Annotated in this window: 27 protein-coding genes, 2 pseudogenes and 1 riboswitch; of the genes and pseudogenes, 18 read left to right on the top strand and 11 right to left on the bottom strand. The window is 71.1% G+C overall.

The window, feature by feature from the left end:
• Positions 1 to 81 precede the first annotated feature (81 nt).
• Together AB0N16_RS08695 and AB0N16_RS08690 are read left to right on the top strand one after the other, a co-directional pair.
• Positions 82 to 396 (top strand): hypothetical protein, encoded by a 315-nt coding sequence (locus AB0N16_RS08695; protein ID WP_365794523.1) that lies wholly within the window; start codon positions 82 to 84, stop codon positions 394 to 396.
• Positions 397 to 693: 297 nt separating this feature from the next.
• The gene (locus tag AB0N16_RS08690) at positions 694 to 1,038 is read left to right on the top strand and encodes a hypothetical protein (RefSeq protein WP_365794521.1); all 345 of its coding nucleotides are present in this window, start codon (positions 694 to 696) and stop codon (positions 1,036 to 1,038) included.
• A gap of 63 nt (positions 1,039 to 1,101) precedes the next feature.
• Here the strand turns inward: AB0N16_RS08690 and AB0N16_RS08685 are convergent, their stop codons facing one another.
• The 3 genes from AB0N16_RS08685 to AB0N16_RS08675 all read right to left on the bottom strand — a co-directional run bounded on the left by AB0N16_RS08685 (position 1,102) and on the right by AB0N16_RS08675 (position 2,589).
• On the bottom strand, positions 1,102 to 1,392 hold the full coding sequence (locus tag AB0N16_RS08685) for a hypothetical protein (protein WP_365794519.1): 291 nt from the start codon (positions 1,390 to 1,392) through the stop codon (positions 1,102 to 1,104).
• A 217-nt stretch (positions 1,393 to 1,609) separates the two neighbouring features.
• Positions 1,610 to 1,897 carry a hypothetical protein gene (locus AB0N16_RS08680; protein ID WP_365794517.1) on the bottom strand — a complete coding sequence of 96 codons (288 nt, stop codon included), beginning with the start codon at positions 1,895 to 1,897 and terminating at the stop codon, positions 1,610 to 1,612.
• A gap of 206 nt (positions 1,898 to 2,103) precedes the next feature.
• Complete coding sequence (locus AB0N16_RS08675) at positions 2,104 to 2,589, bottom strand: hypothetical protein (RefSeq protein WP_365794516.1); 486 nt, start codon at positions 2,587 to 2,589, stop codon at positions 2,104 to 2,106.
• Positions 2,590 to 3,055: 466 nt separating this feature from the next.
• Between AB0N16_RS08675 and AB0N16_RS08670 the strand changes: the two genes are divergently transcribed.
• From AB0N16_RS08670 to AB0N16_RS08660, 3 genes are all read left to right on the top strand, one after another.
• A complete protein-coding gene (locus AB0N16_RS08670) occupies positions 3,056 to 3,742 on the top strand; it encodes a hypothetical protein (protein WP_365794514.1) in 687 nt (228 codons plus the stop codon).
• Between the two features lie 78 nt (positions 3,743 to 3,820).
• Positions 3,821 to 4,096: a hypothetical protein gene (locus AB0N16_RS08665; RefSeq protein ID WP_365794512.1), complete on the top strand. Its 276-nt coding sequence runs from the start codon at positions 3,821 to 3,823 to the stop codon at positions 4,094 to 4,096.
• A 316-nt stretch (positions 4,097 to 4,412) separates the two neighbouring features.
• The gene (locus AB0N16_RS08660) at positions 4,413 to 5,066 is read left to right on the top strand and encodes a chaplin (RefSeq protein ID WP_365794510.1); all 654 of its coding nucleotides are present in this window, start codon (positions 4,413 to 4,415) and stop codon (positions 5,064 to 5,066) included.
• A 96-nt stretch (positions 5,067 to 5,162) separates the two neighbouring features.
• Here the strand turns inward: AB0N16_RS08660 and AB0N16_RS08655 are convergent, their stop codons facing one another.
• Positions 5,163 to 5,660 carry a carboxymuconolactone decarboxylase family protein gene (locus AB0N16_RS08655; RefSeq protein ID WP_365794508.1) on the bottom strand — a complete coding sequence of 166 codons (498 nt, stop codon included), beginning with the start codon at positions 5,658 to 5,660 and terminating at the stop codon, positions 5,163 to 5,165.
• Positions 5,661 to 5,706: 46 nt separating this feature from the next.
• On the opposite strand from AB0N16_RS08655, the gene AB0N16_RS08650 reads away from it, so the two are divergent.
• Positions 5,707 to 7,137 carry a PLP-dependent aminotransferase family protein gene (locus AB0N16_RS08650; RefSeq protein ID WP_365794506.1) on the top strand — a complete coding sequence of 477 codons (1,431 nt, stop codon included), beginning with the start codon at positions 5,707 to 5,709 and terminating at the stop codon, positions 7,135 to 7,137.
• A 207-nt stretch (positions 7,138 to 7,344) separates the two neighbouring features.
• Here the strand turns inward: AB0N16_RS08650 and AB0N16_RS08645 are convergent, their stop codons facing one another.
• Together AB0N16_RS08645 and AB0N16_RS08640 are read right to left on the bottom strand one after the other, a co-directional pair.
• Positions 7,345 to 8,208, bottom strand: a complete 864-nt coding sequence (locus tag AB0N16_RS08645; protein WP_365795214.1) for a DMT family transporter — start codon at positions 8,206 to 8,208, stop codon at positions 7,345 to 7,347.
• 110 nt (positions 8,209 to 8,318) lie between these two features.
• Positions 8,319 to 9,245: pseudogene (locus AB0N16_RS08640) on the bottom strand (hydrolase); the annotation flags it as partial.
• 195 nt (positions 9,246 to 9,440) lie between these two features.
• Here AB0N16_RS08640 and AB0N16_RS08635 point away from each other — a divergent pair.
• The 4 genes and pseudogenes from AB0N16_RS08635 to AB0N16_RS08620 form a co-directional block, all read left to right on the top strand.
• Positions 9,441 to 9,626 (top strand): annotated as a pseudogene (locus tag AB0N16_RS08635) (glutathionylspermidine synthase family protein); the annotation flags it as partial.
• Positions 9,627 to 9,787: 161 nt separating this feature from the next.
• A riboswitch (ZMP/ZTP riboswitch) is annotated at positions 9,788 to 9,877 on the top strand.
• A gap of 32 nt (positions 9,878 to 9,909) precedes the next feature.
• A complete protein-coding gene (locus tag AB0N16_RS08630) occupies positions 9,910 to 11,370 on the top strand; it encodes a glycine hydroxymethyltransferase (protein ID WP_365794504.1) in 1,461 nt (486 codons plus the stop codon).
• Positions 11,371 to 11,511: 141 nt separating this feature from the next.
• The gene (trpS, locus tag AB0N16_RS08625) at positions 11,512 to 12,525 is read left to right on the top strand and encodes a tryptophan--tRNA ligase (protein WP_365794502.1); all 1,014 of its coding nucleotides are present in this window, start codon (positions 11,512 to 11,514) and stop codon (positions 12,523 to 12,525) included.
• 185 nt (positions 12,526 to 12,710) lie between these two features.
• A complete protein-coding gene (locus AB0N16_RS08620) occupies positions 12,711 to 13,289 on the top strand; it encodes a 2'-5' RNA ligase family protein (protein ID WP_365794500.1) in 579 nt (192 codons plus the stop codon).
• Between the two features lie 93 nt (positions 13,290 to 13,382).
• On the opposite strand, the gene AB0N16_RS08615 is transcribed toward AB0N16_RS08620, so the two are convergent.
• Both AB0N16_RS08615 and AB0N16_RS08610 read right to left on the bottom strand, forming a co-directional pair.
• Entirely contained in the window at positions 13,383 to 14,138 is a 756-nt protein-coding gene (locus tag AB0N16_RS08615) for a decaprenylphospho-beta-D-erythro-pentofuranosid-2-ulose 2-reductase (protein ID WP_365794498.1), read from the bottom strand.
• Positions 14,139 to 14,153: 15 nt separating this feature from the next.
• Positions 14,154 to 15,554: an FAD-binding oxidoreductase gene (locus AB0N16_RS08610; RefSeq protein ID WP_365794496.1), complete on the bottom strand. Its 1,401-nt coding sequence runs from the start codon at positions 15,552 to 15,554 to the stop codon at positions 14,154 to 14,156.
• 150 nt (positions 15,555 to 15,704) lie between these two features.
• Here AB0N16_RS08610 and AB0N16_RS08605 point away from each other — a divergent pair, with 150 nt between their 5' ends.
• From AB0N16_RS08605 to AB0N16_RS08590, 4 genes are all read left to right on the top strand, one after another.
• Positions 15,705 to 16,229: a phosphatase PAP2 family protein gene (locus AB0N16_RS08605; protein WP_365794494.1), complete on the top strand. Its 525-nt coding sequence runs from the start codon at positions 15,705 to 15,707 to the stop codon at positions 16,227 to 16,229.
• Positions 16,230 to 16,462: 233 nt separating this feature from the next.
• Positions 16,463 to 17,326 (top strand): decaprenyl-phosphate phosphoribosyltransferase, encoded by an 864-nt coding sequence (locus AB0N16_RS08600; protein ID WP_365795212.1) that lies wholly within the window; start codon positions 16,463 to 16,465, stop codon positions 17,324 to 17,326.
• The gene (locus tag AB0N16_RS08595; protein WP_365794492.1) at positions 17,323 to 17,778 is read left to right on the top strand and encodes a GtrA family protein; all 456 of its coding nucleotides are present in this window, start codon (positions 17,323 to 17,325) and stop codon (positions 17,776 to 17,778) included. Before AB0N16_RS08600 ends, AB0N16_RS08595 begins: the two co-directional genes overlap by 4 nt.
• Complete coding sequence (locus AB0N16_RS08590; RefSeq protein ID WP_365794490.1) at positions 17,766 to 18,671, top strand: YihY/virulence factor BrkB family protein; 906 nt, start codon at positions 17,766 to 17,768, stop codon at positions 18,669 to 18,671. The genes AB0N16_RS08595 and AB0N16_RS08590 overlap by 13 nt, the downstream gene beginning before the upstream one ends.
• Here the strand turns inward: AB0N16_RS08590 and AB0N16_RS08585 are convergent.
• Positions 18,619 to 19,911 carry a D-alanyl-D-alanine carboxypeptidase gene (locus AB0N16_RS08585; RefSeq protein WP_365794488.1) on the bottom strand — a complete coding sequence of 431 codons (1,293 nt, stop codon included), beginning with the start codon at positions 19,909 to 19,911 and terminating at the stop codon, positions 18,619 to 18,621. The two genes, AB0N16_RS08590 and AB0N16_RS08585, sit on opposite strands and share 53 nt — an antisense overlap.
• A 91-nt stretch (positions 19,912 to 20,002) precedes the next feature.
• Between AB0N16_RS08585 and AB0N16_RS08580 the strand changes: the two genes are divergently transcribed.
• From AB0N16_RS08580 to AB0N16_RS08565, 4 genes are all read left to right on the top strand, one after another.
• On the top strand, positions 20,003 to 20,242 hold the full coding sequence (locus AB0N16_RS08580; RefSeq protein ID WP_360487833.1) for a hypothetical protein: 240 nt from the start codon (positions 20,003 to 20,005) through the stop codon (positions 20,240 to 20,242).
• 30 nt (positions 20,243 to 20,272) lie between these two features.
• Positions 20,273 to 21,640 (top strand): metallophosphoesterase, encoded by a 1,368-nt coding sequence (locus AB0N16_RS08575; protein WP_365794486.1) that lies wholly within the window; start codon positions 20,273 to 20,275, stop codon positions 21,638 to 21,640.
• A 216-nt stretch (positions 21,641 to 21,856) separates the two neighbouring features.
• Positions 21,857 to 23,398, top strand: a complete 1,542-nt coding sequence (locus tag AB0N16_RS08570; RefSeq protein WP_365794484.1) for an ABC transporter substrate-binding protein — start codon at positions 21,857 to 21,859, stop codon at positions 23,396 to 23,398.
• Between the two features lie 61 nt (positions 23,399 to 23,459).
• Positions 23,460 to 23,861: an ATP-binding protein gene (locus AB0N16_RS08565; protein WP_365794482.1), complete on the top strand. Its 402-nt coding sequence runs from the start codon at positions 23,460 to 23,462 to the stop codon at positions 23,859 to 23,861.
• Positions 23,862 to 23,907: 46 nt separating this feature from the next.
• Here AB0N16_RS08565 and AB0N16_RS08560 read toward each other — a convergent pair whose 3' ends face one another.
• Both AB0N16_RS08560 and AB0N16_RS08555 read right to left on the bottom strand, forming a co-directional pair.
• Positions 23,908 to 25,344: a HAMP domain-containing sensor histidine kinase gene (locus AB0N16_RS08560; protein ID WP_365794480.1), complete on the bottom strand. Its 1,437-nt coding sequence runs from the start codon at positions 25,342 to 25,344 to the stop codon at positions 23,908 to 23,910.
• On the bottom strand, positions 25,341 to 26,030 hold the full coding sequence (locus AB0N16_RS08555) for a response regulator transcription factor (protein WP_365794478.1): 690 nt from the start codon (positions 26,028 to 26,030) through the stop codon (positions 25,341 to 25,343). The genes AB0N16_RS08560 and AB0N16_RS08555 overlap by 4 nt, the downstream gene beginning before the upstream one ends.
• Positions 26,031 to 26,052: the final 22 nt, after the last annotated feature.

Below are 26,052 nucleotides of genomic sequence, written 5' to 3'. Positions count from 1 at the left end.
TGAATGACTACGAAATGTGTGTATATGCTCACATTGCGTAGTCGAGCCGGGCTGTCCTGCCCGGATAAGAAAGGGTCAATCATGCGTAAGTTTCAGCGTGCCGCGGTCGTAGCGGCGGCGATTGCCGGCCTGTCCTTCGTCGGGGCCGGGGCCAGCTTCGCCGCCGGTGGCGAGGAGCCGGGCCAGGGCGTCACCGCCGTGGCCAACTCGTCGGCCAACGCCGTTGCCGTCGGCAGCGGTTACTACGGCCCGCAGGTGCAGCCGCAGGGTCAGCCGGAGGACCAGAAGGCCGGTCCCGAGCAGGGTCCCGAGCAGGGCCCTGAGCAGGGTCCCGAGCAGGGCCCCGAGCAGGGCCCCGAGCAGGGTTACGGCCAGCAGGGCGGCGAGGGCGAGTAACGACGTACCGAGGGTTCGTCCTCGGCGCCATCACGAGCGCACCGGCCTTCTTCGGAAGCCCGAGGGACATCGCACGAACTCCGGGGTTCGCTCAGCGGCTTGCTGAGTGACATCCCGTGGCGAAGGCAGCCCGGACGCACCGCTCCCTCGGGGCGCGCGTCCGGGCTGCCGCCATCCTGTCGTCGGAGCGGTCGGTACCGCGGCCGGGCGCAGGATGCTCTGTTTCGACCTTCTCGGGCCTGGACGCACGCCGGTAACGGCACGCGACCGGGCCTCTTTTGCAAAGGAAAGCAGCACATGTTCACTCGGCAGAAGATTGCCACCGTCACGGGCCTCGTCGGGAGTCTCGCAGCGATCTGCGTCGGCGCCGGACACGCGTACGCGGACGGACACTCGAGCGACTGCAAGACCAACGCGCAGGGTGACACCGTCTGCATTCGCAAGTCCGAGATCCACACCGACAAGGACGGCACCCACGTCATCAGGCAGACGCAGGACTGCTCGACGACCGACCGGCCGGGCGTGGTGGATCCGGAGGACGGACTGCTCGGCAACGGTTCCACGGACGCCGGGCCCGTTGTGGACTGCTCCAACACGGCGGAGCTGCCCAAGGGCTTCGAGAGGCCGCACATCGCGTTCTGAGCGCCATGGACAAAGCCCGGTGCCCCGGCCGTCGGCCGGGGCACCGGGCTTTGTCGCTCCGCCTTACTTGCCGAAGCTGTTGTTGCAGCCCATGTCCGAGCCGAGGTGGCTCTGCTGCGCACCCGCGTTGCCCTCGCCGTTCAGCAGGTTGGCGCCCAGGCCGTTGCCGATGCCGACCTCGCCGAGGATGTCGACGTTGCTGTCATGTGAGGTACAGGTGCTGCTCTGCCGGATGTCGAAGCTGTCGCCTCCCTTCCTGCCCCCGCCCTGGTCGGCGTGGGCGGCGCCGGCGCCGAGGAGCGCGAGGCTCCCGAAGGCGGCGAAGAGGACGGCAGCCGTACGTACCTTGTGCATTTCATCTCCGAGGTGAGGTAGAGGCGATCCGTGAGAGATCGGCATCCGCTGACATGAAGGTTGATACGAAATAACCGAGATAATCCAGCGGCGCGCCGAAAGCGAGCAATTTTCGCCGACTCGGCGGTCTTACCGCGGACATAAATGGTCCCGGCGCGGGCTTGCAGCCCGGCGCCGGGACCATTGGCCAACCGACGACTCTGCGCCGATCAGATTTTCAGAATGCGCTGTTGTTGCAGCCCATGGTGGAGCCGATGTCGGTGGCCTGGGCGCCCGGGTTGCCCTCGCCGTTCAGCGCGTTGCCCAGGACGCCGTTGAGCAGGCCGACCTCGCCGAGGACGTCCAGGTTCAGGTCGTGCGACTTGCAGTGGGAGCTCTGTGTGATGTTGAACTTGTCACCGTGCTCGCCGCCCTTACCACCCTGGTTGGCGTGGGCCGTGCCGCCGACGAGTCCGATGCTGCCGATTGCGGCGACCAGGACGGCAACGTTGCGAAGCTTACGCATGTCATCTCCGGGGAGTGAGTGGTTGCGATCTGCGGGAGATCGACTTATTACAGTTACGGGAGATTAGTACGAAATACGCCAAAGGCGGCGACGGCGCGCCGATTTCGCGATCAAAAGGCGAATGCACCCGAAAGTCGTATCGCGTCGGTACGGACCCGTCGGTCGCGATTCTCGACAACTCCCTTTCGCGCGCCGACGTTTGGCCGTCATCCCTGGTGCGCGTTGGCGAGCGAGTTCGACTGGCTGTTGGCCTGCGAGCAGTCGACGCCGCGGGTCTGGGAAGCGGCGAGCAGAGCGACCGGGACGTTCGCGTCGAGCAGGGACTGCGGGCTGCACTCCTGGGACGGACGGAACATGTTGGTCTGGCTCACCGGCGCGGCCTGTCCCTGCGCCGGCTGCGGGACCGGCGGCGAGAGCTGCGGGTTGATCTGCGGGTTCAGCTGCGGGTTGATCTGCGGGGCGACCTCGGTGCCACGCTGCGGGGGCGCCTGCTGCGGAGCCGGCGAGCCGTAGGACTGCGCGGTCGCCTGAGCGGAGGCGGCCGAGGCGGCCTGGGCGTCCGGCTGGGAAACGGGAGGCGGCACAGCCCCGTTGTAGACGGCGGGAGTGGCGGCGGAGCTTGGGCCGGCGCCTGCGGCGGTGAGACCTCCAGCTGCTGCGAAGACGAGCGCGACCTTACGAAGCTTGCGCATGGAATTCTCGGCCCTTCATTGACCTGTGCATGGAATCTGATGAAATGCTGATGAGACAGCGCAGTTGTCGCTGTTCCTGCCGCCCCTGCGCGGCTGCGGTGAACCATCGTTCTTGCCCCGTGGGGAACGAGACGCGTGCAGAACCAGAAACGGTCACCGGGCCGTGGTCACCCATTTGCCGGAGGGCGTGCGGGTGATGAAGTCCGCCCCCGTTGAAAGGCAAATGGGTGACGGGCTTTTGGATGCCGTGACCGCAGCCGGCCGATCGTCGTTCCGACGAGGAGAGGGCAGCGACCGTGGACCTGAAGAGGGTGAGTCAATCGCTGTCGGCTTCGAATGCGAAGTCCGCGTGCTTATCGGAACTGCCGCTGCCGGTGGTGCGGTACGAGTATCACACCGAGTGCACGTGTGACCGAGCTGAATGCAATGGACTTCCCTATTCAGGTATCGAAGGGCCGAGGGTTTCATGCGCAAGCTTCACAAGGCCGCGATCTTTGTGGTGGCGGCCAGCGGTCTGTCCGCGCTCGGCGGTGGCGTCAGTCATGCCGCTCCCATCGGACAAGGCAGTGCCGCCCCGGCGCCGGCTCCCGAGCAGTTCGCTCCCCAGGCGGCCCCGGCACCCGTTCCTCAGCCGGTTCCGCAGGCCGCTCCGGCGCCGGCACCCGTTCCTCAGCCGGTTCCGCAGGCCGCGCCGGTTCCGCAGCCCGTGCCGGTTCCGCAGGCCGCTCCGGCGCCGGCGCCCGCGCCACCGCCGACCGGTTACGCCTCCAGCACGGCCACCTCGCAGGGAGTCGCGCAGGCCGCCGCGACGCCGTATCCGCAGCAGGCCGCGCCGCAGTACCAGCAGCAGGCCGCCCCGCCGCCGCCGGTCCAGGCCGCCCCTGCGCAGCCGGCCCAGGTGGTGCCCCAGGTCATGCCCCAGGTCATGCCGCAGGTCGCCCCTCAGCTGGCCGTACCCCAGGCACCCCAGAGCTTCGGCTCGCAGGGCCCGGCGGTCGTCACCCCGCAGGTGAACCCCCAGATCAATCCGCAGGTGAACCCGCTCCTCAACCCGCAGCTCGGGTCGCCGGGCGTGCCGCAGCTCTCCCCGGTCGGTCTCGGACAGGTCGCGGCACCTCCCGTCGGCCAGCTGGGGCTTCCCCGACTCGGCTGACGGCCGCCGCGCCGGCGAACATCCGCACTTCCCGCTCGAACTCTTGCAGATTCCAACCGCTCGACCAATGGAGAACCCATGCGCACGTTCCAGAAGGCGGTCCTCGTGGGCGCCATGCTCGGCAGTGTCGGCTCCCTCGGGGGCAACACCGCCTTCGCCCACGACGACCTGGGCCGCGACCTCGACATCACGCAGGCCACCGAGTGCCGTTCGCACGACATGAACATCGAGGTGATCGGCAGCGTCGGCGCGATCACCGGTCTGGCGGGCAACCTGCTGAACGGCGAGGGCAACCCGGGTGCGCAGCAGAACCACCTCGGTTCGGACATGGGCTGCAACAACCAGGCGCTCTGACCCCTCCGCGGCTGCTCGTCCGGCCCTGGTCACGTACCTCGTCGTCGTGCGCGCCTCCATCGCCCGACGCGAACCATGGCGCAGCCGGACGCCGGTGGGGGGGGGCCGGCCCGGAGGGCCGCGGCACGCCACGTCTCGTCGGCGGCCGGGCAGGCCTGCAGGCTCCGCCCGGCAGGCCCGCATCGGCCTGGTACCGGTCAAATACTCGAAAAGCTACTACTTCTTTCGTTCTGCTTGGATTTCGCCGCTCGCGGGTGAGAGCCCGCGACGTGTCTGGAAGGGCAGGGAACCCATGAAACGGGCTACCCGAAACAGTGTGATCGCCTTCGCCGTCGCGTCTGGTGCGATGGCGGTCGCGGGCCCGGCGTGGGCCGACTCCACCGCGGACGGTTCCGCGTCCGGCTCGCCCGGGCTGGTCTCCGGCAACGACATCCAGTTGCCGGTGAACATCCCGGTGAACGTGTGCGGGAACACCGTCGACGTGGTCGGGCTGCTCAACCCCGCGATGGGCAACCGTTGCGCCAACGAGGGTGGCAAGGACAAGGACAAGGGCAAGGGGAAGGAGGGGGCCACGGCCGTCGGCAACGCCCACGGCTCGCCGGGTGTCCTCTCCGGCAACGGCATCCAGCTTCCGGTCGATGTTCCCCTGAACGTCGTCGGCAACAGCGTGAACGCGGTGGGCATCGGCAATCCCGTCTTCGGCAACGAGGGCGTCAACACCTCAGTCGACCATCCCGACGAGCCCGGGCCGTCCACGCCTCCCCTCCGCCACCAGCCGTCACACCCGGCCAAGGCGCACCCGGCGCCGAAGCCGCCCGCCACCGTCGTCCGGCAGCGGACGACCGGCACGCTCGCGCACACCGGAACGGGCAATCCCTGGGCGCCGGCCGCCGCGAGCCTGGCCTCGCTGACGGCCGGAGTGGTGCTGTACCGGCGCTTCCGCCCGGCGGCGGTCAGCCACGTGAGGTGATCCGGGCCGTCCCGTCCGACGGAGCCAGGCGGCGATCTCCCGGACCGCCGCCTCGGCCCGCTGCCGGAGCCCCGGCGCGCAAGACGCCGGCCTTGCTCACGCGTGCTGCCCCGGCGTGTAGTGCCCCGGCACCAGACGGCAGGTCACCCCGAACCGGTTCCACGCGTTGATCACCGTGATCGCGGCGATCAGCTGCGCCAGCTCCGCCTCCTCGAAGTGCTTGGCGGCCCGCTCGTAGACGTCGTCCGGCACGAACCCTTCGGTGAGGACGGTCACCGCCTCCGTCAGGCCCAGCGCCGCCAGCTCCTTCTCGGTGTAGAAGTGCTCGGACTCCTCCCAGGCGCTGAGCTGGATGATCCGCTCGACGCTCTCGCCCTGCGCCAGCGCGTCCTTGCTGTGCATGTCCACGCAGAGAGCACAGCGGTTGAGCTGCGAGGCCCGGATCTTCACCAGCTCCAGGAGCTTCGGGTCGAGGCCCTTCCGGGCGGCGGTGTCCAGTCGGACCATCGCCCGGTAGACGTCGGGCACCAGCTCCGACCAGGGCAGACGGGGGGAGTGTTCGGGTGCGTACTCGGTCGGGTGTTCTGTGGTCATATCTCGACCCTAGGAGCCAGGCAGCCCAGGAGTATGGTCCATTTCCATGGGGAAAGCATGGGCCACTCTGGGCGTCGACCTCCATCTGGAACCGGCCGGTCCGGGCCTGCGCCGGGGCCTGACCGAGGCCCTGCGTGAAGCGGTCCGCGGTGGCCGGCTGGTCCCCGGCACCCGGCTGCCCTCGTCCCGTTCCCTCGCCGCCGACCTGGGCATCGCCCGCAACACCGTCGCCGACGCCTACGCCGACCTGGTCGCCGAGGGCTGGCTCACCGCCCGCCAGGGCTCCGGCACCCGGGTCGCGGCCAGGGAGCCGACGGCGTCGCCGCCGGGGCGGCACGGAGCGCCGTCCGCCACCGGCACGACCGCCCACCACCCCGCCTACGACCTGCGCGCCGGCCACCCCGACGTCTCCGCCTTCCCGCGCGCCGAATGGCTCAGAGCGGCCCGCCGCGCCCTCGCCACCGCCCCCAACGAGGCCTTCGGCTACGGCGATCCGCGCGGCCGCGTCGAACTGCGCACCGCGCTCGCCGCCTACCTCGCCCGTGCCCGGGGGGTACGCGCCGACCCCGGACGTATCGTGATCTGCGCCGGGTTCGCGCACGGCCTGAGCCTGCTCGGCCGGCTGCTGCGGGCCCGCGGGGCGGACACGATCGCCGTGGAGTCCTACGGCCTCGACGAGCACTGGCGGCTGCTGACAACGGCCGGACTCCGCACCCACCCACTGCCTTTCGACCAACTCGGCACCGACACAAGGGAATTGCCCCAGGGCTTGGCCGCGGTGCTGCTGACCCCCGCCCACCAGTTCCCGATGGGCGCACCGCTGCACCACGACCGCCGGGCGGCCGTCGTCGACTGGGCGCGGCGCACCGGCGGTCTGGTCCTGGAGGACGACTACGACGGCGAGTTCCGCTACGACCGCCGTCCCGTCGGCGCCCTCCAGAGCCTCGCCCCCGACGAGGTCGTCTACCTGGGCACGGCCAGCAAGTCCCTGGCGCCCGGACTGCGGCTGGCCTGGATGGTGCTGCCGCCGGGCGTGGCCCGGGAGGTGACGGAGGTCAAGGGCGGCGTGGACACCTGCGGGGCGCTGGACCAGTTGACGCTCGCCGAGTTCATCACCTCCGGCGCCTACGACCGGCACGTCCGCGCGTCCCGCTCCCGTTACCGGCGCCGCCGGGACGCCCTGGTCGCGGCCCTCGCCGAGCGCGCCCCGGAGATCCGGGTCACGGGCATCGCGGCCGGCCTGCACATGCTGCTGCGACTTCCGCCCGGCACCGAGCGCCGGGTGATCCGCGCCGCCGCCGCACAGGGCCTCGCCCTCGACGGCCTCACCCCGCGTCACCGTCACCCCGACGCGGTCACCGCACCCCTGGACGCCCTCGTCCTCGGCTACGGCACCCCCGCCGACCACGCCTGGTCGGGGGCGCTGGACATCCTGTGCACGGTGCTGTCGGACCCGGCCGTGACCGGCGTCGAATGAATCCAGGAACGAGTTGCAGGAACGAGTTGCAGGAACGATTTCCGGGGACGATTTCCAGGGGCGAGTTCCGGGACGCCGGCTCCGCATTCGATTGCCAAGAGCCGTCGACCAGCCACACCTCGTGCCCGTCCGGTTCGGCCGGGCCGGTCCCGTTGGGCGACGCGGATACCGGAACGCATGGCGCGCTCTCGGATCAGCGGGACGGGATCACGGACGCGCCGGACCGACGGGTTCGGGCGCCCCGGGGCCCGTGTCCCGCACCTCGGGCGCCTCGCCGAACCGGGCCAGCGCCAGCGCCCCTGCCACGGCCACCGTGAAACCGAGCACCCCGAGCCAGGCGAGCCCCTCCCGGGTCCGGTCCCCGAGCCACACCACGCCGATGGCCGCCGGGCCGATCGTCTCGCCGATCACCATCCCGGCCGTCGCCGTGGTCACCGAGCCGCGCTGGAGCGCCGAGGTCAGCAGCAGGAAGGCGCCACCGCCGCCGACGAGCAGCGCGTAGGTCGCCGGGTTGGTGAGCAGCCCGCCCGGCCACAAAGTGTCGATGAGCCGCACCGACACCTCCACCACCCCGAACCCGAACCCCGCCCCGAGGCCCAGCAGCAGCGCCCGCCACCGTCCCGACAGCCGCCCGCCGACGAGCCCGAGCAGCAGCACGCCCACCGCGGTCGCGAGCATCGCGTACTTCAGCGCGTCGGACCCGGCCCGGCCGCCCTCAGGACCCGACGCCAGCCCCAGCATCGCGAGCCCCGCGCACACCACCCCCACCGCGCCCCACTCCAGCCCGCTCAGCCGCACCCGCAGCAGCCGGGCCGCGACCACCGCGGTCACCGCGAGGCTCGACGCCAGCGCCGCGCTCACCGCGTAGATGGGGAGCGACCGCAGCGCCAGGATCTGGAACACGAACCCGAGACCGTCCAGGCCCAGTCCGAGGACGTACCGCCACTGCCGCACGGCCCGCAGCAGCAGCGCGGCCTCCCCGCCCGCGCCGTCACCGGCCGCCCGCGCGGCCATCGCCTGCAGGACGGTCGCCGTTCCGAAGCAGATCGCGGCCGCGAGGGCGCACACCATTCCAAAGAGCACAAAGGGACTCTAGGGGAGGGGAGCGGACGGTGATCGTGAGGACAGTGAGAGGCGGGTCGGGGGCGAACCCCGGACCCGCTCCCTCCCCTTGTGGGTCAGCTGGCGCCGGCGAGCCAGGCGGTGGCGTTGAGGGCGAGGGCGGCGTTGGTGGCGCCGCTGTCGTTCCAGCCGTCGTACAGCGTGTTGCCGGACTGGCCGGTGCCGTCGTCGATCGGGGAGCTGTCGCCCCAGAACGCGACCCGGCCGCTGCCGAAGGTGCTGGTCGCGAAGAAGGCGCCGGTGTTGCCCGAGTAACCGCTGCGGTACACCAGCCCCTTGACGGCCGAGTTGTCGGACGGCTTGAGGGTCGCCGTGGTCCCGTCGGCGATCAGGCTCTTGGTGACGGTGCCGAAGCCGCCGTGCAGCACCGGGTCGCTGCTGTCGCTGACGGCCTTCGGGTAGCCGGAGCCGATGTCGAGGGTGTCGATCGAGAAGCCGAACGGGTCGGTCGAGTCGACGCTGTTGTTCGTCATCAGGTCGTTCAGGATCTCGACCGCGTCGTAGCCGTCGCTGTTGCGGTCGGCACCGGTGTGGTCGGAGATCATGAACAGGCCCCCGCCGGCCTTCACGAAGTTCATGATCGCCGTCTTCTCGGCGGTGGTGAACTTGGTGTTGGGCTCGGGCAGCACCAGCGCGTCGAACTTCGACAGGTCGGTCGTCGACGAACCCCCGTACGTGAGGGCGCTGGTCGCGGTCTTCAGGCTGTAGTCGCCGGTCTTCTGCAGGGCGACGCCCCACGACGACAGCGCGCCGGTCCAGTCCTTGTCGGAGGACGGGGAGGAGTCCTGGGAGAGCGGGTCGGGCTTGCTGGTGGAGATGATCCAGTCCGCGTTGCCGGCCTCCTCGGCATGGCCGTCGTCGAACAGGACGCGGTAGGTGGTGGCGGCATGGGCGGGGGCGGCCTGGAGCGCGGCTCCCGCGGTGAGCAGGCCGAGCACGGTCAGGGCCGTGGTGAGTTTGTGGCGCGAGGCGGCGAAGCCGGGCATCTGTCATTCCTCCGTCGGTGGGGGGTGCGAGGGGGATGGCGGTGCGGGTGCTGCGGGGTGGTGTCTTCGCGCGTAGAGTTCGAAGTTGATCGTTCACCTACGAACAGCTGGACGGTACCCGGGGTGCGCGGCGTGGCGTCAGGAGCTCCGGCGTCTTCACATGATTTTCTTACCTGGACATGACAAGTCGGGGTACGCGAAGAGCCGTGCTGCTACCAGGAACTGGCCCCGCTGCCCTCGTTCGACGGCAACCATGTGGTGCTCGGCGCCTGGGTGGTGGGCGAAGAGGCGGCGGGACTGGGCATCAGGGAGTCGCGGGGCCTGGTGACGGATGACTACGCCCGCTTCCTGCCCCACGTGATCCTGCCGTCCGCCGCCTGACCGGACCGGTCGGCGCCGACGCCGACCGGTCCGGTCAGGCGGGCGTGGTGGTCCGTCGGCCGTGGTGGTCGGTCGGGCGTGGTGGTCGGTCGGGCGGGCGCGCCGTCCCGCCCGAGTGGTGGACGCCCCGGCCCTCGGATCCGGCGTGCCCGGTAGTCTGACCAGCGGGCCGTGACTGGCGCGCTGGGATGGGACCGACCATCGGGGAGCGGCCCGTGTCTGATCGAGTGCCGTGCGCCTGGGCCGAACCGTGAACGCCGAACGCCATGTCCGGAGGTCCCGAATGTCCGAGCCCCGTTCCACCGAGCCCCTCTCCACCGAGTCCACCGCGTATCGCGCGGCCCTCGACGTGATCCGCGCGGTCGAGCCGCGCGTCGCCGACGCCATCGGACAGGAAGTCCACGACCAGCGCGAGATGCTCAAGCTGATCGCCTCCGAGAACTACGCCTCGCCGGCCACCCTGCTCGCGATGGGCAACTGGTTCAGCGACAAGTACGCCGAGGGCACCGTCGGCCGCCGCTTCTACGCCGGCTGCCGCAACGTCGACACCGTCGAGGCGCTCGCCGCCGAGCACGCCCGCGAGCTGTTCGGCGCCCGCCACGCCTACGTCCAGCCGCACTCCGGCATCGACGCCAACCTGGTCGCCTTCTGGGCCGTCCTCGCCGACCGCGTCGAGGTCCCCTTCCTGCAGAAGGCGGGCGCCCGCCAGGTCAACGACCTCTCCGAGGCCGACTGGGCCGAGCTGCGGCAGGCCTTCGGCAACCAGCGGATGCTCGGCATGTCCCTGGACGCGGGCGGCCACCTCACCCACGGCTTCCGCCCGAACATCTCCGGCAAGATGTTCGACCAGCGCTCCTACGGCACCGACCCGGCGACCGGCCTGATCGACTACGACGCGCTGCGCGCCCAGGCCCGCGACTTCAAGCCGCTGATCCTCGTGGCCGGCTACTCCGCGTACCCCCGGCTGGTGAACTTCCGGATCATGCGGGAGATCGCCGACGAGGTCGGCGCGACCCTGATGGTCGACATGGCGCACTTCGCCGGCCTGGTCGCCGGCAAGGTCCTGACCGGTGACTTCGACCCGGTGCCGCACGCCCAGATCGTCACCACCACCACCCACAAGTCGCTGCGCGGCCCGCGCGGCGGCATGGTCCTGTGCGACGACTCCCTGAAGGACCAGGTCGACCGCGGCTGCCCGATGGTCCTCGGCGGCCCGCTCCCGCACGTCATGGCCGCCAAGGCCGTGGCCCTGGCCGAGGCCCGGCAGCCCGCCTTCCAGGACTACGCCCAGCGGATCGTCGACAACGCGCGGGCCCTGGCCGAGGGCCTGACGCGCCGCGGCGCCACCCTCGTCACCGGCGGCACGGACAACCACCTCAACCTGATCGACGTCGAGTCGTCCTACGGCCTCACCGGCCGCCAGGCCGAGTCCGCCCTGCTCGACTCCGGCATCGTCACCAACCGCAACGCGATCCCGGCCGACCCGAACGGCGCCTGGTACACCTCCGGCATCCGCATCGGCACCCCGGCCCTGACCACACGTGGCCTGGGCACGGCCGAGATGGACGAGGTCGCGGCCCTGATCGACCGGGTCCTGACGGCGACGGAGCCGGGCACGACGAAGTCGGGCGCCCCGAGCAAGGCCTCCCACGTCCTGGACGAGAAGGTGTCGACGGAGATCGCGCAGCGGGCGACGGACCTGGTGGCGGGCTTCCCCCTGTACCCGGAGATCGACCTGGGCTGATCGGCGCCGTAAGGGGCGGCGCCCCGGAAGGGGTGCGGGGAACTGCGCGACCGGCCACAACGGCGCCGCAGTCCCCCGCGCACCGAACAACCCCCACCGCGGAGACCGATCCCACCCTCACCCTCTGCGAGAATGGTGAGCATGGCCTCTGATCGACCCCGCGTGCTCTCCGGCATCCAGCCCACCGCCGGCTCGTTCCACCTGGGCAACTACCTCGGCGCCGTCCGCCAGTGGGTGGCCCTCCAGGAGTCCCACGACGCCTTCTACATGGTCGTCGACCTGCACGCGATCACGATCCCGCAGGATCCCGCCGACCTGCGCGCCAACACCCGCCTCGCCGCCGCCCAGCTGCTCGCCGCCGGCCTGGACCCGGACCGCTGCACCCTCTTCGTGCAGAGCCACGTCCCCGAGCACGCCCAGCTCGCCTGGGTCATGAACTGCCTCACCGGCTTCGGCGAGGCCGGCCGGATGACCCAGTTCAAGGACAAGGCGGCCAAGCAGGGCGCGGACCGCGCCAGCGTCGGCCTGTTCACGTACCCGATCCTCCAGGTCGCCGACATCCTGCTCTACCAGGCGCACGAGGTGCCGGTCGGCGAGGACCAGCGCCAGCACATCGAGCTCACCCGCGACCTCGCCGAGCGCTTCAACGGCCGCTTCGGCGAGACCTTCGTGATCCCGAAGCCGTACATCCTCAGGGAGACGGCGAAGATCTACGACCTCCAGGACCCCTCGATCAAGATGAGCAAGTCGGCGTCCACGCCGAAGGGCCTCGTCAACCTCCTCGACGAGCCGAAGGCGACGGCGAAGAAGGTCAAGAGCGCGGTCACCGACACGGACACCGTGATCCGCTACGACGCGGTGCTCAAGCCGGGCGTCAGCAACCTCCTCACCATCTACTCCACCCTCACCGGCAAGTCGATCGCCGAGCTGGAGCAGGAGTACGAGGGCAAGATGTACGGCGCGCTCAAGACGGACCTCGCCGACATCATGGTCGACTTCGTGACCCCGTTCCGGGAGCGCACCCAGCAGTACCTGGACGACCCGGAGACGCTCGACTCGGTCCTCGCCAAGGGCGCGGAGAAGGCCCGCGCCGTCGCCGCGGAGACCCTGGCCCAGGCCTACGACAGGGTCGGCTTCCTGCCCGCCAAGCACTGAGCGGAGTGCCGACGGTACCGAGCGAGGCACCGGGGGCGCTCGGAAGCCCCGGGGAGCGCACGGGAGCGCTGCACATCACTTCGGCCACGGCTGCCCGGAAGGCGGCCGTGGTCGTACAGTCGATAGCCGGACGGCCGGGTACGAACCCGACACGCGTCCGACCAACACGACCGACAGGAGATGACGTGGGGACCGTAACGATCGGCGTGTCGATCGCGGTCCCGGAGCCTCACGGCAGCCTGCTCCAGGAGCGGCGCGTGGGCTTCGGCGACGCCGCGGCCCACGGCATCCCCACGCACGTCACGCTGTTGCCGCCCACCGAGATCGCCGAGGGCGAGCTGGCCGCCGTGCGGGCCCACCTCGGCGAGGTCGCCGCCGTGGGCCGGCCGTTCCCCATGCGGCTGTGCGGCACGGGCACGTTCCGGCCCCTTTCGCCGGTCGTGTACGTCCGGGTGGTCCAGGGGGCGGACGACTGCACCTGGCTCCAGCAGCGGGTCCGCGCCGCCTCCGGGCCGCTCGACCGCGAGCTGCAGTTCCCGTACCACCCGCATGTCACCGTCGCGCACGGGATCGACGAGGCGGCGATGGACCGGGCCTTCACGGAGCTGGCGGAGTACGAGGCCGAGTGGTCCTGCATGGGGTTCGCGCTGTACGAGCAGGGTTCCGACGGTGTGTGGCGGAAGCTGCACGACTACGTGTTCGGGGGCTCCGTCGTGCCGCCTCAGGTGGGGCACGCGGAGCGGGGGACCATCGCCCGCCGGTAGTGGCGGGCCGGTTGGGGGCCCTGGCGCGCCCACGCGGCGGTGGCCGCGCCGACACGGCCCCACGCCCCTGAAGGTGCGCCCTCGTGGCCGTCGTCAGATCGGTAGCCGTCGGAACACCGACCGCGGTGCGTGCCGCAGCGCCGCCATCACCACCCGCAGCGCCCCCGGTACCCACACCACCTCCGAGCGCCGCCGCAGACCCGTCTCGATCGCCGTCGCCACCGCCTCCGGGGTCGTGGCCAGGGGCGCTTCCTCCAGCCCCGCCGTCATCCGCGACCGCACGAACCCCGGCCGTACGACCATCACGTGCACGCCCGTCCCGTGCAGCGCGTCGCCCAGGCCCTGGGCGAACGCGTCCAGGCCCGCCTTGCTGGAGCCGTAGATGAAGTTGGAGCGCCGCGCCCGCTCCCCGGCCACCGACGACAGGACCACCAGGGAGCCGTGGCCCTGCGTCTGCAGGGCCCGTGCGCTGACCAGGCCCGCCGAGACGGCGCCCGTGTAGTTGGTCTGCGCCACCCGGACGGCCTTCGCCGGCTCCCGCTCGTCGGTCGCCTGGTCGCCCAGGACGCCGAAGGCCAGCAGCACCATGTCGATGTCGCCCTCGGCGAAGACCTTGCCGAGGGCGGTCTCGTGGGACTCGGGGTCGAGCGCGTCGAAGGGGACGGTGCGGACGTCGGCACCCAGGGTGCGCAGATGCCCGGCGGCGTGGTCGAGCGCGGGGGAGGGGCGGCCGGCCAGCCAGACCGTGCGGGTACGGCGGGCGATCAGCCGGCGCGCGGTGGCCAGCGCGATCTCGGACGTACCGCCGAGGACGAGCAGGGACTGGGGCATTCCGAAGGCGTCCTTCATGACAGCGATCAGCTCCTAGAGGCCGAGACGGCGGGACAGGTCGGAGACGAACACCCCGCGCGGGTCCAACTCCGCGCGCAGCGCGCGGAAGTCGGCGAGCCGTGGATACATCGCGGCGAGCAGGTCGGGCCGCAGCCGGGCGTCCTTGGCGAGGTAGACGCGGCCGCCGGCGCCGGCGACCTCCTCGTCCAGTTCGTCGAGGAAGGCGCCGAGGCCGGGCAGGGCGGCCGGGATGTCGAGGGCGAGGGTCCAGCCGGGCACGGGGAAGGAGAGCCAGCCGGGGTCGGCGTCGCCGAAGCGCTTGAGGACGGCCAGGAAGGACGGGCAGCGGCGCTCGGAGATACGGGCCACGATCCGGCGCAGGGCGTCCTCCCGGCCGTATCCGACGACGAACTGGTACTGCACGAAGCCGCCGCGGCCGTAGACGCGGTTCCAGTGCGGGACGCCGTCCAGGGGGTGGAAGAACGCGGAGATGCGCTGGAGTTGGCCGGTACGCGCGCGTGGCGCCTTGCGGTACCAGAGTTCGTTGAAGAGACCGACGGTGGTGCGGCCCAGGAGGCCTTCGGGGACGAACGCGGGGGCGGCCGGAAGCCGACGGGGGCGGAAGTCCAGTGGTGCACGCCCGGCGCGTGTGCCCTCGCCGAGCGCCTCCCGGGGCGCGTGGTCGCCCCGCGTGAGCACCGCGCGCCCGGTCGCCGCCCCGCGCGCGAGCAGATCGATCCAGGCGACCGAGTAGCGGTAGCGGTGGTCCGTGGTGGTCAGGCGGTTCATCAGGTCGTCGAGGTCGGTGGCGCGTTCGGTGTCGACCGTCATGTACGACGTCTCGACCGGGAGGAGGCGGACGGTCGCCGTGAGGATCACTCCGGTCAGACCCATGCCGCCGGCCGTCGCGTCGAACAGCGGGGTGCCGCGGCTCACCGTGCGGACCTGGCCGTCGGCGGTGAGGAGTTCGAAGGACAGCACGTGACGGGAGAAGGATCCCGAGACATGGTGGTTCTTGCCGTGGATGTCGGCGCCGATCGCGCCGCCCACCGTCACCTGGCGAGTCCCCGGGGTCACCGGGACGAACCAGCCGAGCGGCAGCAGGACCTCCGTCAGGCGGTGCAGGGAGACCCCCGCGTCGCACAGGAGGGTGCCGCCGTCGGCGTCGATGGCATGGATGCGGTCGAGGCCCGTCATGTCGAGCACGGCGCCGCCGGCGTTCTGCGCCGCGTCGCCGTAGGCCCGCCCCAGGCCCCGCGCGATCCCGCCGCGCACCCCGCAGTTCCGGATCGCGTTCGCGGCCTCCTGGTACGTCCGGGGACGGATCAGGTGGGCGGCGGTGGGGGCGGTGCGGCCCCAGCCGGTGACGGGGACGGTGGTTCCGGGGGGTGCGGACTCGGCGGGACCTGCGGGCCCTCCAGGCTTTCCAGGCATAGGGACGACCGTATCGCTGCCGTATGGGTGTTATGAGTGCTATTGGCGATTGGTTACGGAAGATCACCTGACTCCCCGAAACGGGTGATTATCGGAATGTCGCTCAATATGGTCGTCGCTTTGGCGTGGTCAAGGTGAACAGTGAGTCCAATGGACGACATGGACCACCGGATCCTCTTCGCGCTGCACGCCTGCGGTGCCGATCCACGCGTCGCGTCGGCCGCGCGCGGTCTCTCCCTCGCCGGTGAGCACGGCGTGCTCTGGCTCGCGGCGGGCCTTGCCGGGGCCGCCGTGGACGGCGCGCGGCGCGGTGCCTGGCTGCGCGGCACGGCGCTCGTCGCGGGCGCGCACCTCGGCAGCATCGGCGTCAAACGGCTCGTGCGCCGTGCGCGCCCCGCGCACGTCCGGCCCCGGGTGCGCACCATGGGCCGGCACTCCTTCCCCAGCTCGCACGCCGCCTCCGCCGCGGCCGCCGCCGTCGCCTTCGGGGCGCTCGGCGCGCCCGCCCTCGCGCCCCTGGCGGCCGCCATGTGCCTCTCCCGGCTGGTCGTCGGCGTGCACTACCCGACGGACGTCGCGGCGGGCGCGGCCCTGGGGGCGCTCACGGCGCGCGCCGGGGGGCGATGGATGTGCGGGGGAGTGCCGGGTGCCTCGTACGCGGGGAGGCGTGGGTGACCGAGACCGCGCACGCCGCCACCGGAGCGACCGCCGACGGCACTGCTGAAACGAATCTGCACGAGCAGCGCGGCCACCCCGCCCGGCCGCACGAACCAGCGCAAGAACCAGCGCACGGACCTGCGCACGGACCAGCGCACGGACCTGCGCAAGAACCAGCGCACGGACCTGCGCACGGACCAGCGAACGCACCGGCACGCGCGCGTGTCACCCCAGGCGGCCTCCTCAAGGGCCTGTTGAAGACCACCCGGCCCAAGCAGTGGGTCAAGAACACCCTCGTCATCGCCGCCCCGGCCGCCGCCGGCCGGCTCTTCTCCGGACCCGCGCTCCTGACCCTCACCGTCACCTTCGTCCTCTTCACGGCCTGCGCCGCCGCCGTCTACCTGATCAACGACGCCCGGGACGCGGACGCCGACCGCGCCCACCCCACCAAGTGCCGCCGTCCGGTCGCCGCGGGCCGGGTCCCGGTCCCCGTCGCCTACGCGGCAGGAGGCGTCCTGGCCGTCCTGGGACCGCTGCTCGCGGCCTGGCTGACCCCGCCCCTCGTCCCGGCCCTCCTGATCGCCTACCTGGGCATGCAACTGGCGTACTGCGTCGCCCTGAAGCACGTCCTGGTGGTCGACCTCGTCGTCGTCACCACCGGTTTCCTGATGCGGGCGGTGATCGGCGGGGTCGCGCTCGGCATCCCGCTGTCCCGCTGGTTCCTGATCACCACCGGCTTCGGCGCGCTCTTCATGGTGTCGGCCAAGCGCTACTCCGAGGCCGTGCAACTGGCCGGGAATGCGGGCGCCACGCGCGCGTTGCTCACCGAATACACCACCGGCTACCTCCGCTTCGTCTGGCAACTCGCCGCCGGGGTCGCCGTCCTCGCCTACTGCCTGTGGGCCCTGGAGGGCCGCCACACCCCCGCGGCGGGCCTGCTGCCGTGGCGTCAGCTGTCCATGGTCGCGTTCATCCTGGCGATCCTGCGCTACGCCGTCTTCGCCGACCGGGGTACCGCCGGCGAGCCCGAGGACGTCGTCCTGCGCGACCGCGCCCTCGCCCTGATCGGCCTGGCCTGGCTCGCGATGTACGGGCTCGCGGTGGCCCGCTGGTGACCGCGCGCCCGCGGCCCGCCCGCGCGAGCCCCCCGCCCCCGCGCGAGCTGATCGGCTTCGCGACCGTCGGTCTGCTCGCCTACGCCGCCGACCTCACCCTCTTCAGCTGCCTGCGCGGCCCGGCCGCCCTCGACCCGCTCACCGCCAAGTCCCTGTCGTTCCTCGCCGGCTGCACGGTCGCCTACCTCGGCAACGCGCGCGGCACCTACCGCCACGCGCGCCTGTCCGGGCTGCGCCCCTACGCCGCCTTCGTCGCCGTCAACCTCGCCGGCGCCCTGGTCCAGCTGCTCTGCCTCGCCGTCAGCCACTACGGTCTGGGTCTCACCTCACAGCGCGCCGACACCGTCTCCGGCGCGGTCGTCGGGATGGCGCTCGCCACGGTTGTGCGCTTCTGGGGTACCCGTACATTGGTCTTCCGCGCGGAGGGCAGAGTCGGATCATGGAGTGGCTGAGAAAACTTCCCGTCGTAGGCCCGCTCGTGGGCTGGCTGATGCACACGCACGCGTGGCGGTCGTACGAGCGGCTCGACCGGGTGAAGTGGGCCCGGCTGGCCGCCGCCATGACCTTCATCAGCTTCATCGCGCTCTTCCCGCTGCTGACCGTGGGCGCCGCGATCGCCGCCGCCACCCTGAGCGATTCACGGCAGCACAGCCTGGAGGGCAAGATCGCCGACCAGTTCCCGGGGATCTCCGACCAGCTGGACATCAACTCCCTGGTGCAGAACGCCGGCACCGTCGGTCTCATCGCCGGTGCCGTCCTGCTGTTCACCGGCATCGGCTGGGTCGGCCAGATGCGGGACTGCCTGCGCGCGGTGTGGGAACTGCCGGACAAGGACAAGAACCCGATCGTCGCCAAGGCCAAGGACGCGGGCATCCTGATCGGCCTCGGCGGCGCGCTGCTGGTCACCCTCGCCGTCTCCACGCTCGCCACGGCGGCGATCGGCTGGACGGCCGGACAGCTCGGCATAGACAAGCACAGCTGGGGCAGCCTGCTGCTGCGCGTCATCGCGTTCGTCGTCGCGGTGGTCGCCGACTTCCTGGTGCTGCTCTACGCCCTCACCCTGCTGCCCGGGGTCGAACCGCCGCGCCGCCGCCTGCTGGTCGCGGCACTGATCGGCGCGATCGGCTTCGAACTCCTCAAGCTGCTGCTCAGCGGCTACATCCAGGGCGTCGCCACGAAGAGCATGTACGGCGCGTTCGGCGTGCCGGTCGCCCTGCTGCTGTGGATCAACTTCACCTCGAAACTCGTCCTGTTCTGCGCCGCCTGGACGGCGACCGAGAGCAGCACCGAGATCACGGACGAGTCCGCCGACGTACCAGATCCGGCAGCGGCCAACGGCGGTTGACCAGGAACGCCGCGCCCAGGAGCAGCACCAGCGCCCCGCCCGCGATCCCCAGCGCGACCCCGACCCCGCTGGAGCCGTCGGCGGAGGCGGCGGCCACCGGCGTCGAACTGGCACCCTTCCCGGAGTCGGGATCGGGATCGGAACCGGGCGCGGATGCCGAGGCGGTCGCCCCCGGCGGGGTACTGGAGTCCACCGCTCCCTTCGGCGGAACCAGCTCGCCCACCGGAGTCACCTTGCCGGCCGCCTGGAAACCCCAGTCGAACAGCTTGGCGGTCTCCTTGTAGACCTCGTTGTGCTCCTTCTTCTCCGGGTTCATCACGGTGACCAGCAGCACCTTGCCGCCCCGCTCCGCGACCCCGGTGAAGGTGGCGCCCGCGTTGGTGGTGTTGCCGTTCTTCACACCCGCGATGCCCTGGTAGACCGGCACGTCGGTGTCGCCGCTGAGCAGCCGGTTGGTGTTCTGGATCTCGAAGGACTCACGGACCGACTTGCCCTTGGCGTTCTTCGTCGTCTCGCCCGGGAACGCGGCCCGCACGGTCGAGCAGTACTCCCGGAAGTCCTTCTTCTGCAGCCCGGAACGGGCGAACAACGACAGGTCGTACGCCGACGACACCTGCCCGGCCGCGTCGTACCCGTCCGGGCTCACCACGTGCGTGTCCAGCGCCTGGAGGTCGTCGGCGTGGGACTGCATGTCCTTGACGGTCTGCTCGACACCGCCGTTCATCGCGGACAGCACGTGCACGGCGTCGTTGCCGGAGCGAAGGAAGACACCGAGCCAGAGGTCGTGGACCGTGTAGGTCTGGCCCTCCTTTATCCCCACCAGGCTGGAACCCGCGCCCATGCCCGCGAGGTCGGTCGGCAGCACCTTGTGCGGGGTCGACTTCGGGAACCGCGGCAGCACGGTGTCCGCGAACAGCATCTTCAGGGTGCTCGCCGGGGGCAGCCGCCAGTGCGCGTTGTGCGCGGCGAGCACCTCGCCCGACTCGGCGTCGGAGACGATCCAGGAACGCGCCGTGATGTCCTTCGGCAGCACCGGCACGCCGGCGGCCAGATCGACCTGGGTACCGGGCTGCCCGAGCCGGGTGCCGCCGACCGTCGACATGCGCGCCGGGGGAGTGGCCGACGGACTGGTCGAGGGTGTGGGCGCGGCGAGCGCGGCCGGCGCGGTGAGCGACAGGGACAGCAGGGCGGCGGAGGCGACCAGCAGAGATCGGCCGGCCGGGGACTTCGGTGCGGACACGGACGAGAACGTACCCGGCACGGAGGGCGAAGTCCCGCCACCGACCCCACCCCGGACACGGAACCGGACAGCCGACGGCGATACTGAACCCATGAAGCTCAGCCGTCCGGTGTCCTGGTTCCTGCTCGCGTTCGGAGTGTGGTCTTGGTTCATCTGGATCACTTTCATCAAGAATCTGGTCAAGGACGGCAGCGGTCTCGCTTTCGACGACGGCCATCCCACGGCGTACTTCTGGGTTCACCTGACACTGGCCGTCGTTTCCTTCGTATTGGGGACGGTCATCGGGGGCATCGGGTTGCGCGGAGTGCGCGCACTGCGCCGAACGTCATAGGCCGAATGTCATAGAAAGAGGCACGGCAGGGTGATCATCGTCTTCGCGCTCCTCGCCCTGGCCGTGGTGGCGGGCCTGTACTGGTACCTCTGGCGTCGCCTGGTGCGGGACACGACGACGGGCTGGGGCCGGTCCCGCCGGCTCGGCACGGCCGCGTTCGTCATCGGCCCGGTCCTGATGGTCGCGGCCCTCTCCACCGAGGTCGGCCACGCCCCGTTCCCCCTGCAGCAAACGCTGGCCTGGCCGGGCTTCCTGTGGATGGCCCTGTCGCTGTACCTGCTGCTGGCGGTGGTGGCGGGGGAGGTCATACGCCCCCTGCTGAGCCGCCTTCTGAAGCGCCTCGCCTCGGAGCGCCCCGAACCGGAGCGCCCCGCCTCGGAGCGCCCCGAACCGGAGCGCCCCGCCTCGGAGCGCCCCGAACCGGAGCGCCCCGCCTCGGAGCGCCCCGAATCGGAGCGCCCCGTAAGGGGCGCGGGGCTGTATCGGATATGCGGCTACCGCCGCGTGGGCGCGACCAGCCCCAGCGACGAGCAACTGTCACAACCTACCGAAACCATCCCGAGTCATAGCAACCTCACCCGCCGCCTGATCGTCTCCCGAATCGTCGGCGGCGCAGCCGCGACCGCTGCGGTCACCACCGTCGGCCTGGGAACCTACGGAGTACTCCGCGGCCCCCGCGTGAAACGCGTCACCGTCCCGCTCGCCAAACTCCCCCGGGCCGCCCACGGTTACCGCATCGCCGTGGTGAGCGACATCCACCTCGGCCCCATCCTCGGCCGCGGCTTCGCGCAGCGGGTCGTGGACACGATCAACGCCACCCAGCCAGACCTGATCGCGGTCGTCGGCGACCTCGTCGACGGCAGCGTCAAGGACCTCGGCCCCGCCGCCGCCCCCCTTGCCCAGCTGTCGGCACGACACGGGGCCTTCTTCGTCACCGGCAACCACGAGTACTTCTCCGGCGCCGCCCAGTGGGTCGAGGAGGTACGCCGGCTCGGCCTCCGCCCGCTGGAGAACGCCCGTACCGAACTGGCTCATTTCGACCTCGCGGGCGTGAACGACATCGCCGGCGAAAGCACCGGTCAGGGCCCGGACTTCGGCCGGGCGCTCGGCGACCGGGACCCGGCCCGCGCCTGCGTGCTCCTCGCCCACCAGCCGGTCCAGATCCATGAGGCCGTCCGCCGCCACGTCGACCTCCAGCTCTCCGGCCACACCCACGGCGGCCAGCTCTGGCCCGGCAACCTCGTCGCGGCCGCGGCCAACCCGACCGTCGCGGGCCTCGACCGCTACGGCGACACCCAGCTGTACGTCTCCCGGGGTGCCGGGGCCTGGGGCCCGCCCACGCGCGTCTGGGCACCCTCCGACATCACGGTCGTCGAACTGGCGTCGAAGCAGGCCTGAACGCCGGAGACCTGTGGAGGAGCTGTGAAATCCGGGGGAAACAAGCGTTCGGTAAGTTCTTCCTCATCTAGCCAGATCACTCTTCCCCCACACGAAACACCTGTGGTTAGGTGAGCCGCGTCACTTAGGGGAGTGACACTTGTGGAGGGCCTGGGCAGGGCCTGGAACGGGCCCGTGCGGGTCCTGGGGAGGGCACCAACCGTGCGATCTGTTCGCATGCGGATTCTCGTGACGCTTCTCGTACTGGCGATCGTGGGGATCGGCGGCTGGCAGCTGCTGCCGTCGCAGGAGAACAAGAACAAGACGATCACCGTCGGTACGACCGACGCCGTCACCTCGCTCGACCCGGCAGGCGCCTACGACGCCGGTTCCTGGGCGTTGTTCAACAACATCTTCCAGTCGCTGCTCACCTTCGAGCCCGGCGGCGTCCAGCCGGTCCCGGACGCGGCCCAGAGCTGTGACTTCACGGACTCCGGTCTGCGGACGTACCGGTGTGTGATCCGCGACGGGATCACCTTCCCGAGCGGCCGGGCGATGACCGCCGAGGACGTGAAGTTCTCCTTCGACCGGGTCAAGAAGATCAACTCCGACGTCGGACCGGCTTCCCTGTTCTCGACGCTCTCGTCGGTCACCGCCTCCGGCAAGACCGTGACCTTCCACCTGTCGTCCCCGGACGCGACGTTCCCGTACAAGGTGGCCACCGGCGCCGGTTCGATCGTCGACAAGGACAAGTACCCGGCGAACGGGCTGCGCACCGACAACTCGGTGGACGGCACCGGCCCGTACCGCCTGACGTCGTACGTGAAGGGCAAGCAGGCGTCCCTGCAGCCCAACGGCGACTACAAGGGCGACATCAGCGGCTCCGGCCGCCCCATCAAGCTGGACTACTACGCCGACTCGGCCAAGCTCAGCAGCGCGTACAAGGCGAAGACGATCGACGTCGCCACCCGCACGCTGCCGCCGGCCATGGTGTCCAAGCTCTCGCCGAGCGACCCCGGCCAGCGCGTCACGGTGTCCGACAGCGCCGAGACCCGCAACCTGTACTTCAACACCCGTAAGAACTCCGCCCTGCACGACGTCCTCGTGCGCCGGGCGCTGGCCTGGCTGGTCGATCGCGAGAAGCTGGCCTCCACCGTGTACGACGGGACGGTGGAGCCGCTGTACTCGCTGATCCCGACCGGCCTCACCGGCCACACCACGTCCTTCTTCGACCAGTACCCGTCGCAGAGCGTCGACAAGGCGAAGGCGCTGCTGCAGCAGGCCGGCGTCAGCACCCCGGTCGAGTTCACCTTCGGCTACGGCATCGGCCACGGCGCGGGAGCCGAGGAGGCCGCCGCGCTGAAGAAGCAGCTGGAGGCGGGCGGCCTGTTCAAGGTCGACGTCAAGGGATACGAGTGGACCGACTTCCAGAAGTCGTGGGCCACGGGCAAGATGGACGCCTGGGCGGTCGGCTGGGTCGCCGACTACCCCGACCCGGACACCTTCGGCGCCTCCCTGGTCGGCAGCGACTCCGTGATGAGTACCGGCTACAGCAACAAGGCCGTCGACAGCCTCATCCAGCACAGCCAGCAGTTCGCCGACCGGGCCCGCGTCGACTCGGACTTCCGCAACATCCAGACGGACGTGGCGAACGACGTGCCGCTGATCCCGCTCTGGCAGCGCACGGACTACGTCGTCAGCAGCGAGGACGTGGGCGGCGCCCAGTACCTCACGGACAGCACAGGCCTGTTCCGCCTGTGGAGTCTGGACTGGATCTGACGGGGGCGGACACCCGGCGCGGCACCATGTGACGGAGGTGTGCGTGGGGTGAGGAGCAGACGTGCTGAGACGCAACTCCTTCCGGCTGCCACGGCATCCGGCGTCCGTGGGCCTGGCCCGGCACCGGGTCCGGGACCATCTGGCCGACTGGGGGCACGGCCCGGGCGACCCGGCGGTCGGTGACGCCATGGTTCTGGTGTCCGAGCTGGCCACCAACGTCGTACGCCACGGCCCGCTGCTCGAGAGGGAGTTCGAGGTGGCGGTGACGGCGCTGTCGGACGGCTCGTGTCTGATCGAGGTCTCCGACGAGGGCCGGGTGGAGCCCCGGCTCCGGATCGTCCGGGAGGACGACGAGACGGGCCGGGGGCTGCACTTGGTGGAGACGATCGCGGCGGCGTGGGGGGTCTGGAGCAGGGGCGATCACGGAAAGACGGTGTGGGCCCTTGTTCTGACCGGATCCTAGAAGCGTCCCCGGCCTAGGCGTCCTCGGCCTCCACCCACCCGCACCCTCACCCGCACCTCAACGTCACCGTCACGGCAAGCCCTTCTCCGGGCGCCGTGCACACCGCCACCTCCCCGCCATGCGCGTCCACCACCCCCTGCACGATCGCCATCCCCAGACCGCTCCCCTCCGCGCTCCCCACCCGGAAGAACCGGTCGAAGATCCGCGCGGCGTCGTCTTCCGCCAGCCCCGGCCCCTCGTCGGCCACACACACCCGCACCACCGCGCCCGACCGCTCCACGCCCAGCCGTACCGCCGCCCCGACCGGCGTATGGGTACGGACGTTGGACACCAGGTTCCCCAGCACCTGCCGCAGCCCCGACTCGTCGGCCCGCACCAGCACCGCCCCTTCGGCGCTCACCGCGATCGGCCGCCCCGGCTGCTGGGCCCGCAGGTCCTCCGCCGCGTCCCGCACCAGCCGGCTCACGTCGACGTTCCGGAACCGGATCTCGGGCCGCTGGTCGAGCCGCGCCAGCAGCAGCAGTTCGTCGACGAGCCGGCCCATCCGGTCCACCTCGCCGTGCATCCGGTCCCAGGCCCGCCGCCGCTCCCCGGGCTCGCTCAGCATCCCCTTCTCGTACAACTGGAGATAGCCGCGGATGGCGGCGAGCGGCGTCCGCAGCTCGTGGGACGCGTCGGCGACGAACCGGCGCAGCTGGGCCGCGCTGCGCTCCCGCGTCCGGTACGCCGTCTCCACCTGGTGCAGCATCGAGTTGAGGGCCAGCCGCAGCTGCTCGACCTCCTCCGTCGGATGCTGGCTCGACGGCACCCGCCGGGTCAGGTCGCCCTCGGCGATCGCCGACGACGTCTCCACCATGTCCTCCAGCGGCAGCATCCGGCGGCGCACGCTGAACATGGTCAGACAGGCCAGCAGTGCCAGCAGCAGCGCGCCGACGGCGAAGTCGAGCCGGAGCGCCTTGGCTATGCCGTGGTGCAGCAGCTCGGTCGAGGTGGCCAGCAGGATGTAGGGGCCGTCGGCGAGCCGGGTCGCCGTCACCCGGTACATCGCGCCGTGCACGGTGACGTCCGCCGGGTCGGGGGCGGCGGCGAGGGCGCGCGGGTCGTGCACGGCGGCCGCCAGTCCGCGCTGGGCGTCGGTCGGCGCCATGTCGAAGACCTCGACGGCGTCGCCCTTGGCGTCGACCACGGCGAAGATCGAGCCCGGTGCCGGGTCGGACTCCGCCGGCACCATCCGGTCGCGGATGACGCCGAGCGCGCCCAGGGAGTCGACCTGCCGCAGGGTGAGCCCCGAACTCCCCAGCGAGGTCCGCATCTTGAGCAGCGAGGAGTCCACCTGGTCGAGGAGGTACAGCCGCATGCCCATGATGCTGATGGTGGTCGCCGCCACGATGCCGACCGCGAGGAGGCCGACATTGGCCAGGGTCAGCTTGCCGCGCAGCGAGTGCATGCCGTGCCGGTGCCGGCGTCGCTTCCCGACGTTCATGCCAGGCCGTATCCGACGCCCCGCCGGGTGGTGATCACCGGCGCGCCCAGGGCGTCCAGCTTGCGCCGCAGATAGCTGATGTAGGTCTCCACGACGGTCGACTCGGACGGCACGTGCTCGTACTGCCAGACGTGCCTGAGCAGTTGCTCCTTGGGGACGATCCGGCCGCCGTTGCGCACCAGGAAGCGCAGCAGCGCGTACTCGGTCGGGGTCAGCTCGACCGTGCGGCCGGCCCGGTGCACCGAGTACGTCGTCTCGTCCAGTTCCAGGTCGCCGTAGCGCAGCGGCGGGCGCTGCTGGATGACGTCGGCCGGGCGGGTGCGGCGCAGCACCGCGCCGATGCGGGCGACGACCTCGTCGATGTTGAACGGCTTGGTGATGTAGTCGTCGCCGTAGCCGAGCGCGCCGACTATCTCCGCCGGCGCGTCCCGCGCGGTCAGGAAGACCAGGGCCAGGTCCGGCTGCCGGGCGCGCAGTTCGCGGGCCAGGGCACGGCCGTCACCGTCCGGCAGCATCACGTCCAGCAGGGCGGCGTCGGGGCGGGTGCGCTCGGCCAGCGTGAGGGCGTCCCGGACCGTGCCGGCCGTCATCACCTCGAAGCGGTGGTAGCGCAGGGCGATGGCGAGGACGTCCGCGATGCTCGGCTCGTCCTCCACGATCAGCACGGTGCTGCCTGGAGCCGTCATGCCTCCAGTATCGGCGCGACCA

Source organism: Streptomyces sp. NPDC051105, from assembly GCF_040682795.1.
In the GTDB taxonomy this organism is placed as follows: Bacteria; Actinomycetota; Actinomycetes; order Streptomycetales; family Streptomycetaceae; genus Streptomyces.
Note: the sequence above shows the minus strand (reverse complement) of the source record. Positions and strands in the feature narration are given on the sequence as shown.

Bases quoted from the DNA above. Each gene is read 5' to 3' on its own strand.
- AB0N16_RS08645 (WP_365795214.1), bottom strand. From the start codon at position 8,208: ATGGTGTGCGCCCTCGCGGCCGCGATCTGCTTCGGAACGGCGACCGTC.
- AB0N16_RS08665 (WP_365794512.1), top strand. From the start codon at position 3,821: ATGCGCACGTTCCAGAAGGCGGTCCTCGTGGGCGCCATGCTCGGCAGT.
- AB0N16_RS08555 (WP_365794478.1), bottom strand. From the start codon at position 26,030: ATGACGGCTCCAGGCAGCACCGTGCTGATCGTGGAGGACGAGCCGAGC.
- AB0N16_RS08695 (WP_365794523.1), top strand. From the start codon at position 82: ATGCGTAAGTTTCAGCGTGCCGCGGTCGTAGCGGCGGCGATTGCCGGC.
- AB0N16_RS08560 (WP_365794480.1), bottom strand. From the start codon at position 25,344: ATGAACGTCGGGAAGCGACGCCGGCACCGGCACGGCATGCACTCGCTG.
- AB0N16_RS08670 (WP_365794514.1), top strand. From the start codon at position 3,056: ATGCGCAAGCTTCACAAGGCCGCGATCTTTGTGGTGGCGGCCAGCGGT.
- AB0N16_RS08680 (WP_365794517.1), bottom strand. From the start codon at position 1,897: ATGCGTAAGCTTCGCAACGTTGCCGTCCTGGTCGCCGCAATCGGCAGC.
- AB0N16_RS08610 (WP_365794496.1), bottom strand. From the start codon at position 15,554: ATGCCTGGAAAGCCTGGAGGGCCCGCAGGTCCCGCCGAGTCCGCACCC.
- AB0N16_RS08655 (WP_365794508.1), bottom strand. From the start codon at position 5,660: ATGACCACAGAACACCCGACCGAGTACGCACCCGAACACTCCCCCCGT.
- trpS (WP_365794502.1), top strand. From the start codon at position 11,512: ATGGCCTCTGATCGACCCCGCGTGCTCTCCGGCATCCAGCCCACCGCC.
- AB0N16_RS08690 (WP_365794521.1), top strand. From the start codon at position 694: ATGTTCACTCGGCAGAAGATTGCCACCGTCACGGGCCTCGTCGGGAGT.
- AB0N16_RS08580 (WP_360487833.1), top strand. From the start codon at position 20,003: ATGAAGCTCAGCCGTCCGGTGTCCTGGTTCCTGCTCGCGTTCGGAGTG.
- AB0N16_RS08650 (WP_365794506.1), top strand. From the start codon at position 5,707: ATGGGGAAAGCATGGGCCACTCTGGGCGTCGACCTCCATCTGGAACCG.
- AB0N16_RS08605 (WP_365794494.1), top strand. From the start codon at position 15,705: ATGGACGACATGGACCACCGGATCCTCTTCGCGCTGCACGCCTGCGGT.
- AB0N16_RS08570 (WP_365794484.1), top strand. From the start codon at position 21,857: ATGCGGATTCTCGTGACGCTTCTCGTACTGGCGATCGTGGGGATCGGC.
- AB0N16_RS08630 (WP_365794504.1), top strand. From the start codon at position 9,910: ATGTCCGAGCCCCGTTCCACCGAGCCCCTCTCCACCGAGTCCACCGCG.
- AB0N16_RS08590 (WP_365794490.1), top strand. From the start codon at position 17,766: ATGGAGTGGCTGAGAAAACTTCCCGTCGTAGGCCCGCTCGTGGGCTGG.
- AB0N16_RS08685 (WP_365794519.1), bottom strand. From the start codon at position 1,392: ATGCACAAGGTACGTACGGCTGCCGTCCTCTTCGCCGCCTTCGGGAGC.
- AB0N16_RS08675 (WP_365794516.1), bottom strand. From the start codon at position 2,589: ATGCGCAAGCTTCGTAAGGTCGCGCTCGTCTTCGCAGCAGCTGGAGGT.
- AB0N16_RS08615 (WP_365794498.1), bottom strand. From the start codon at position 14,138: ATGAAGGACGCCTTCGGAATGCCCCAGTCCCTGCTCGTCCTCGGCGGT.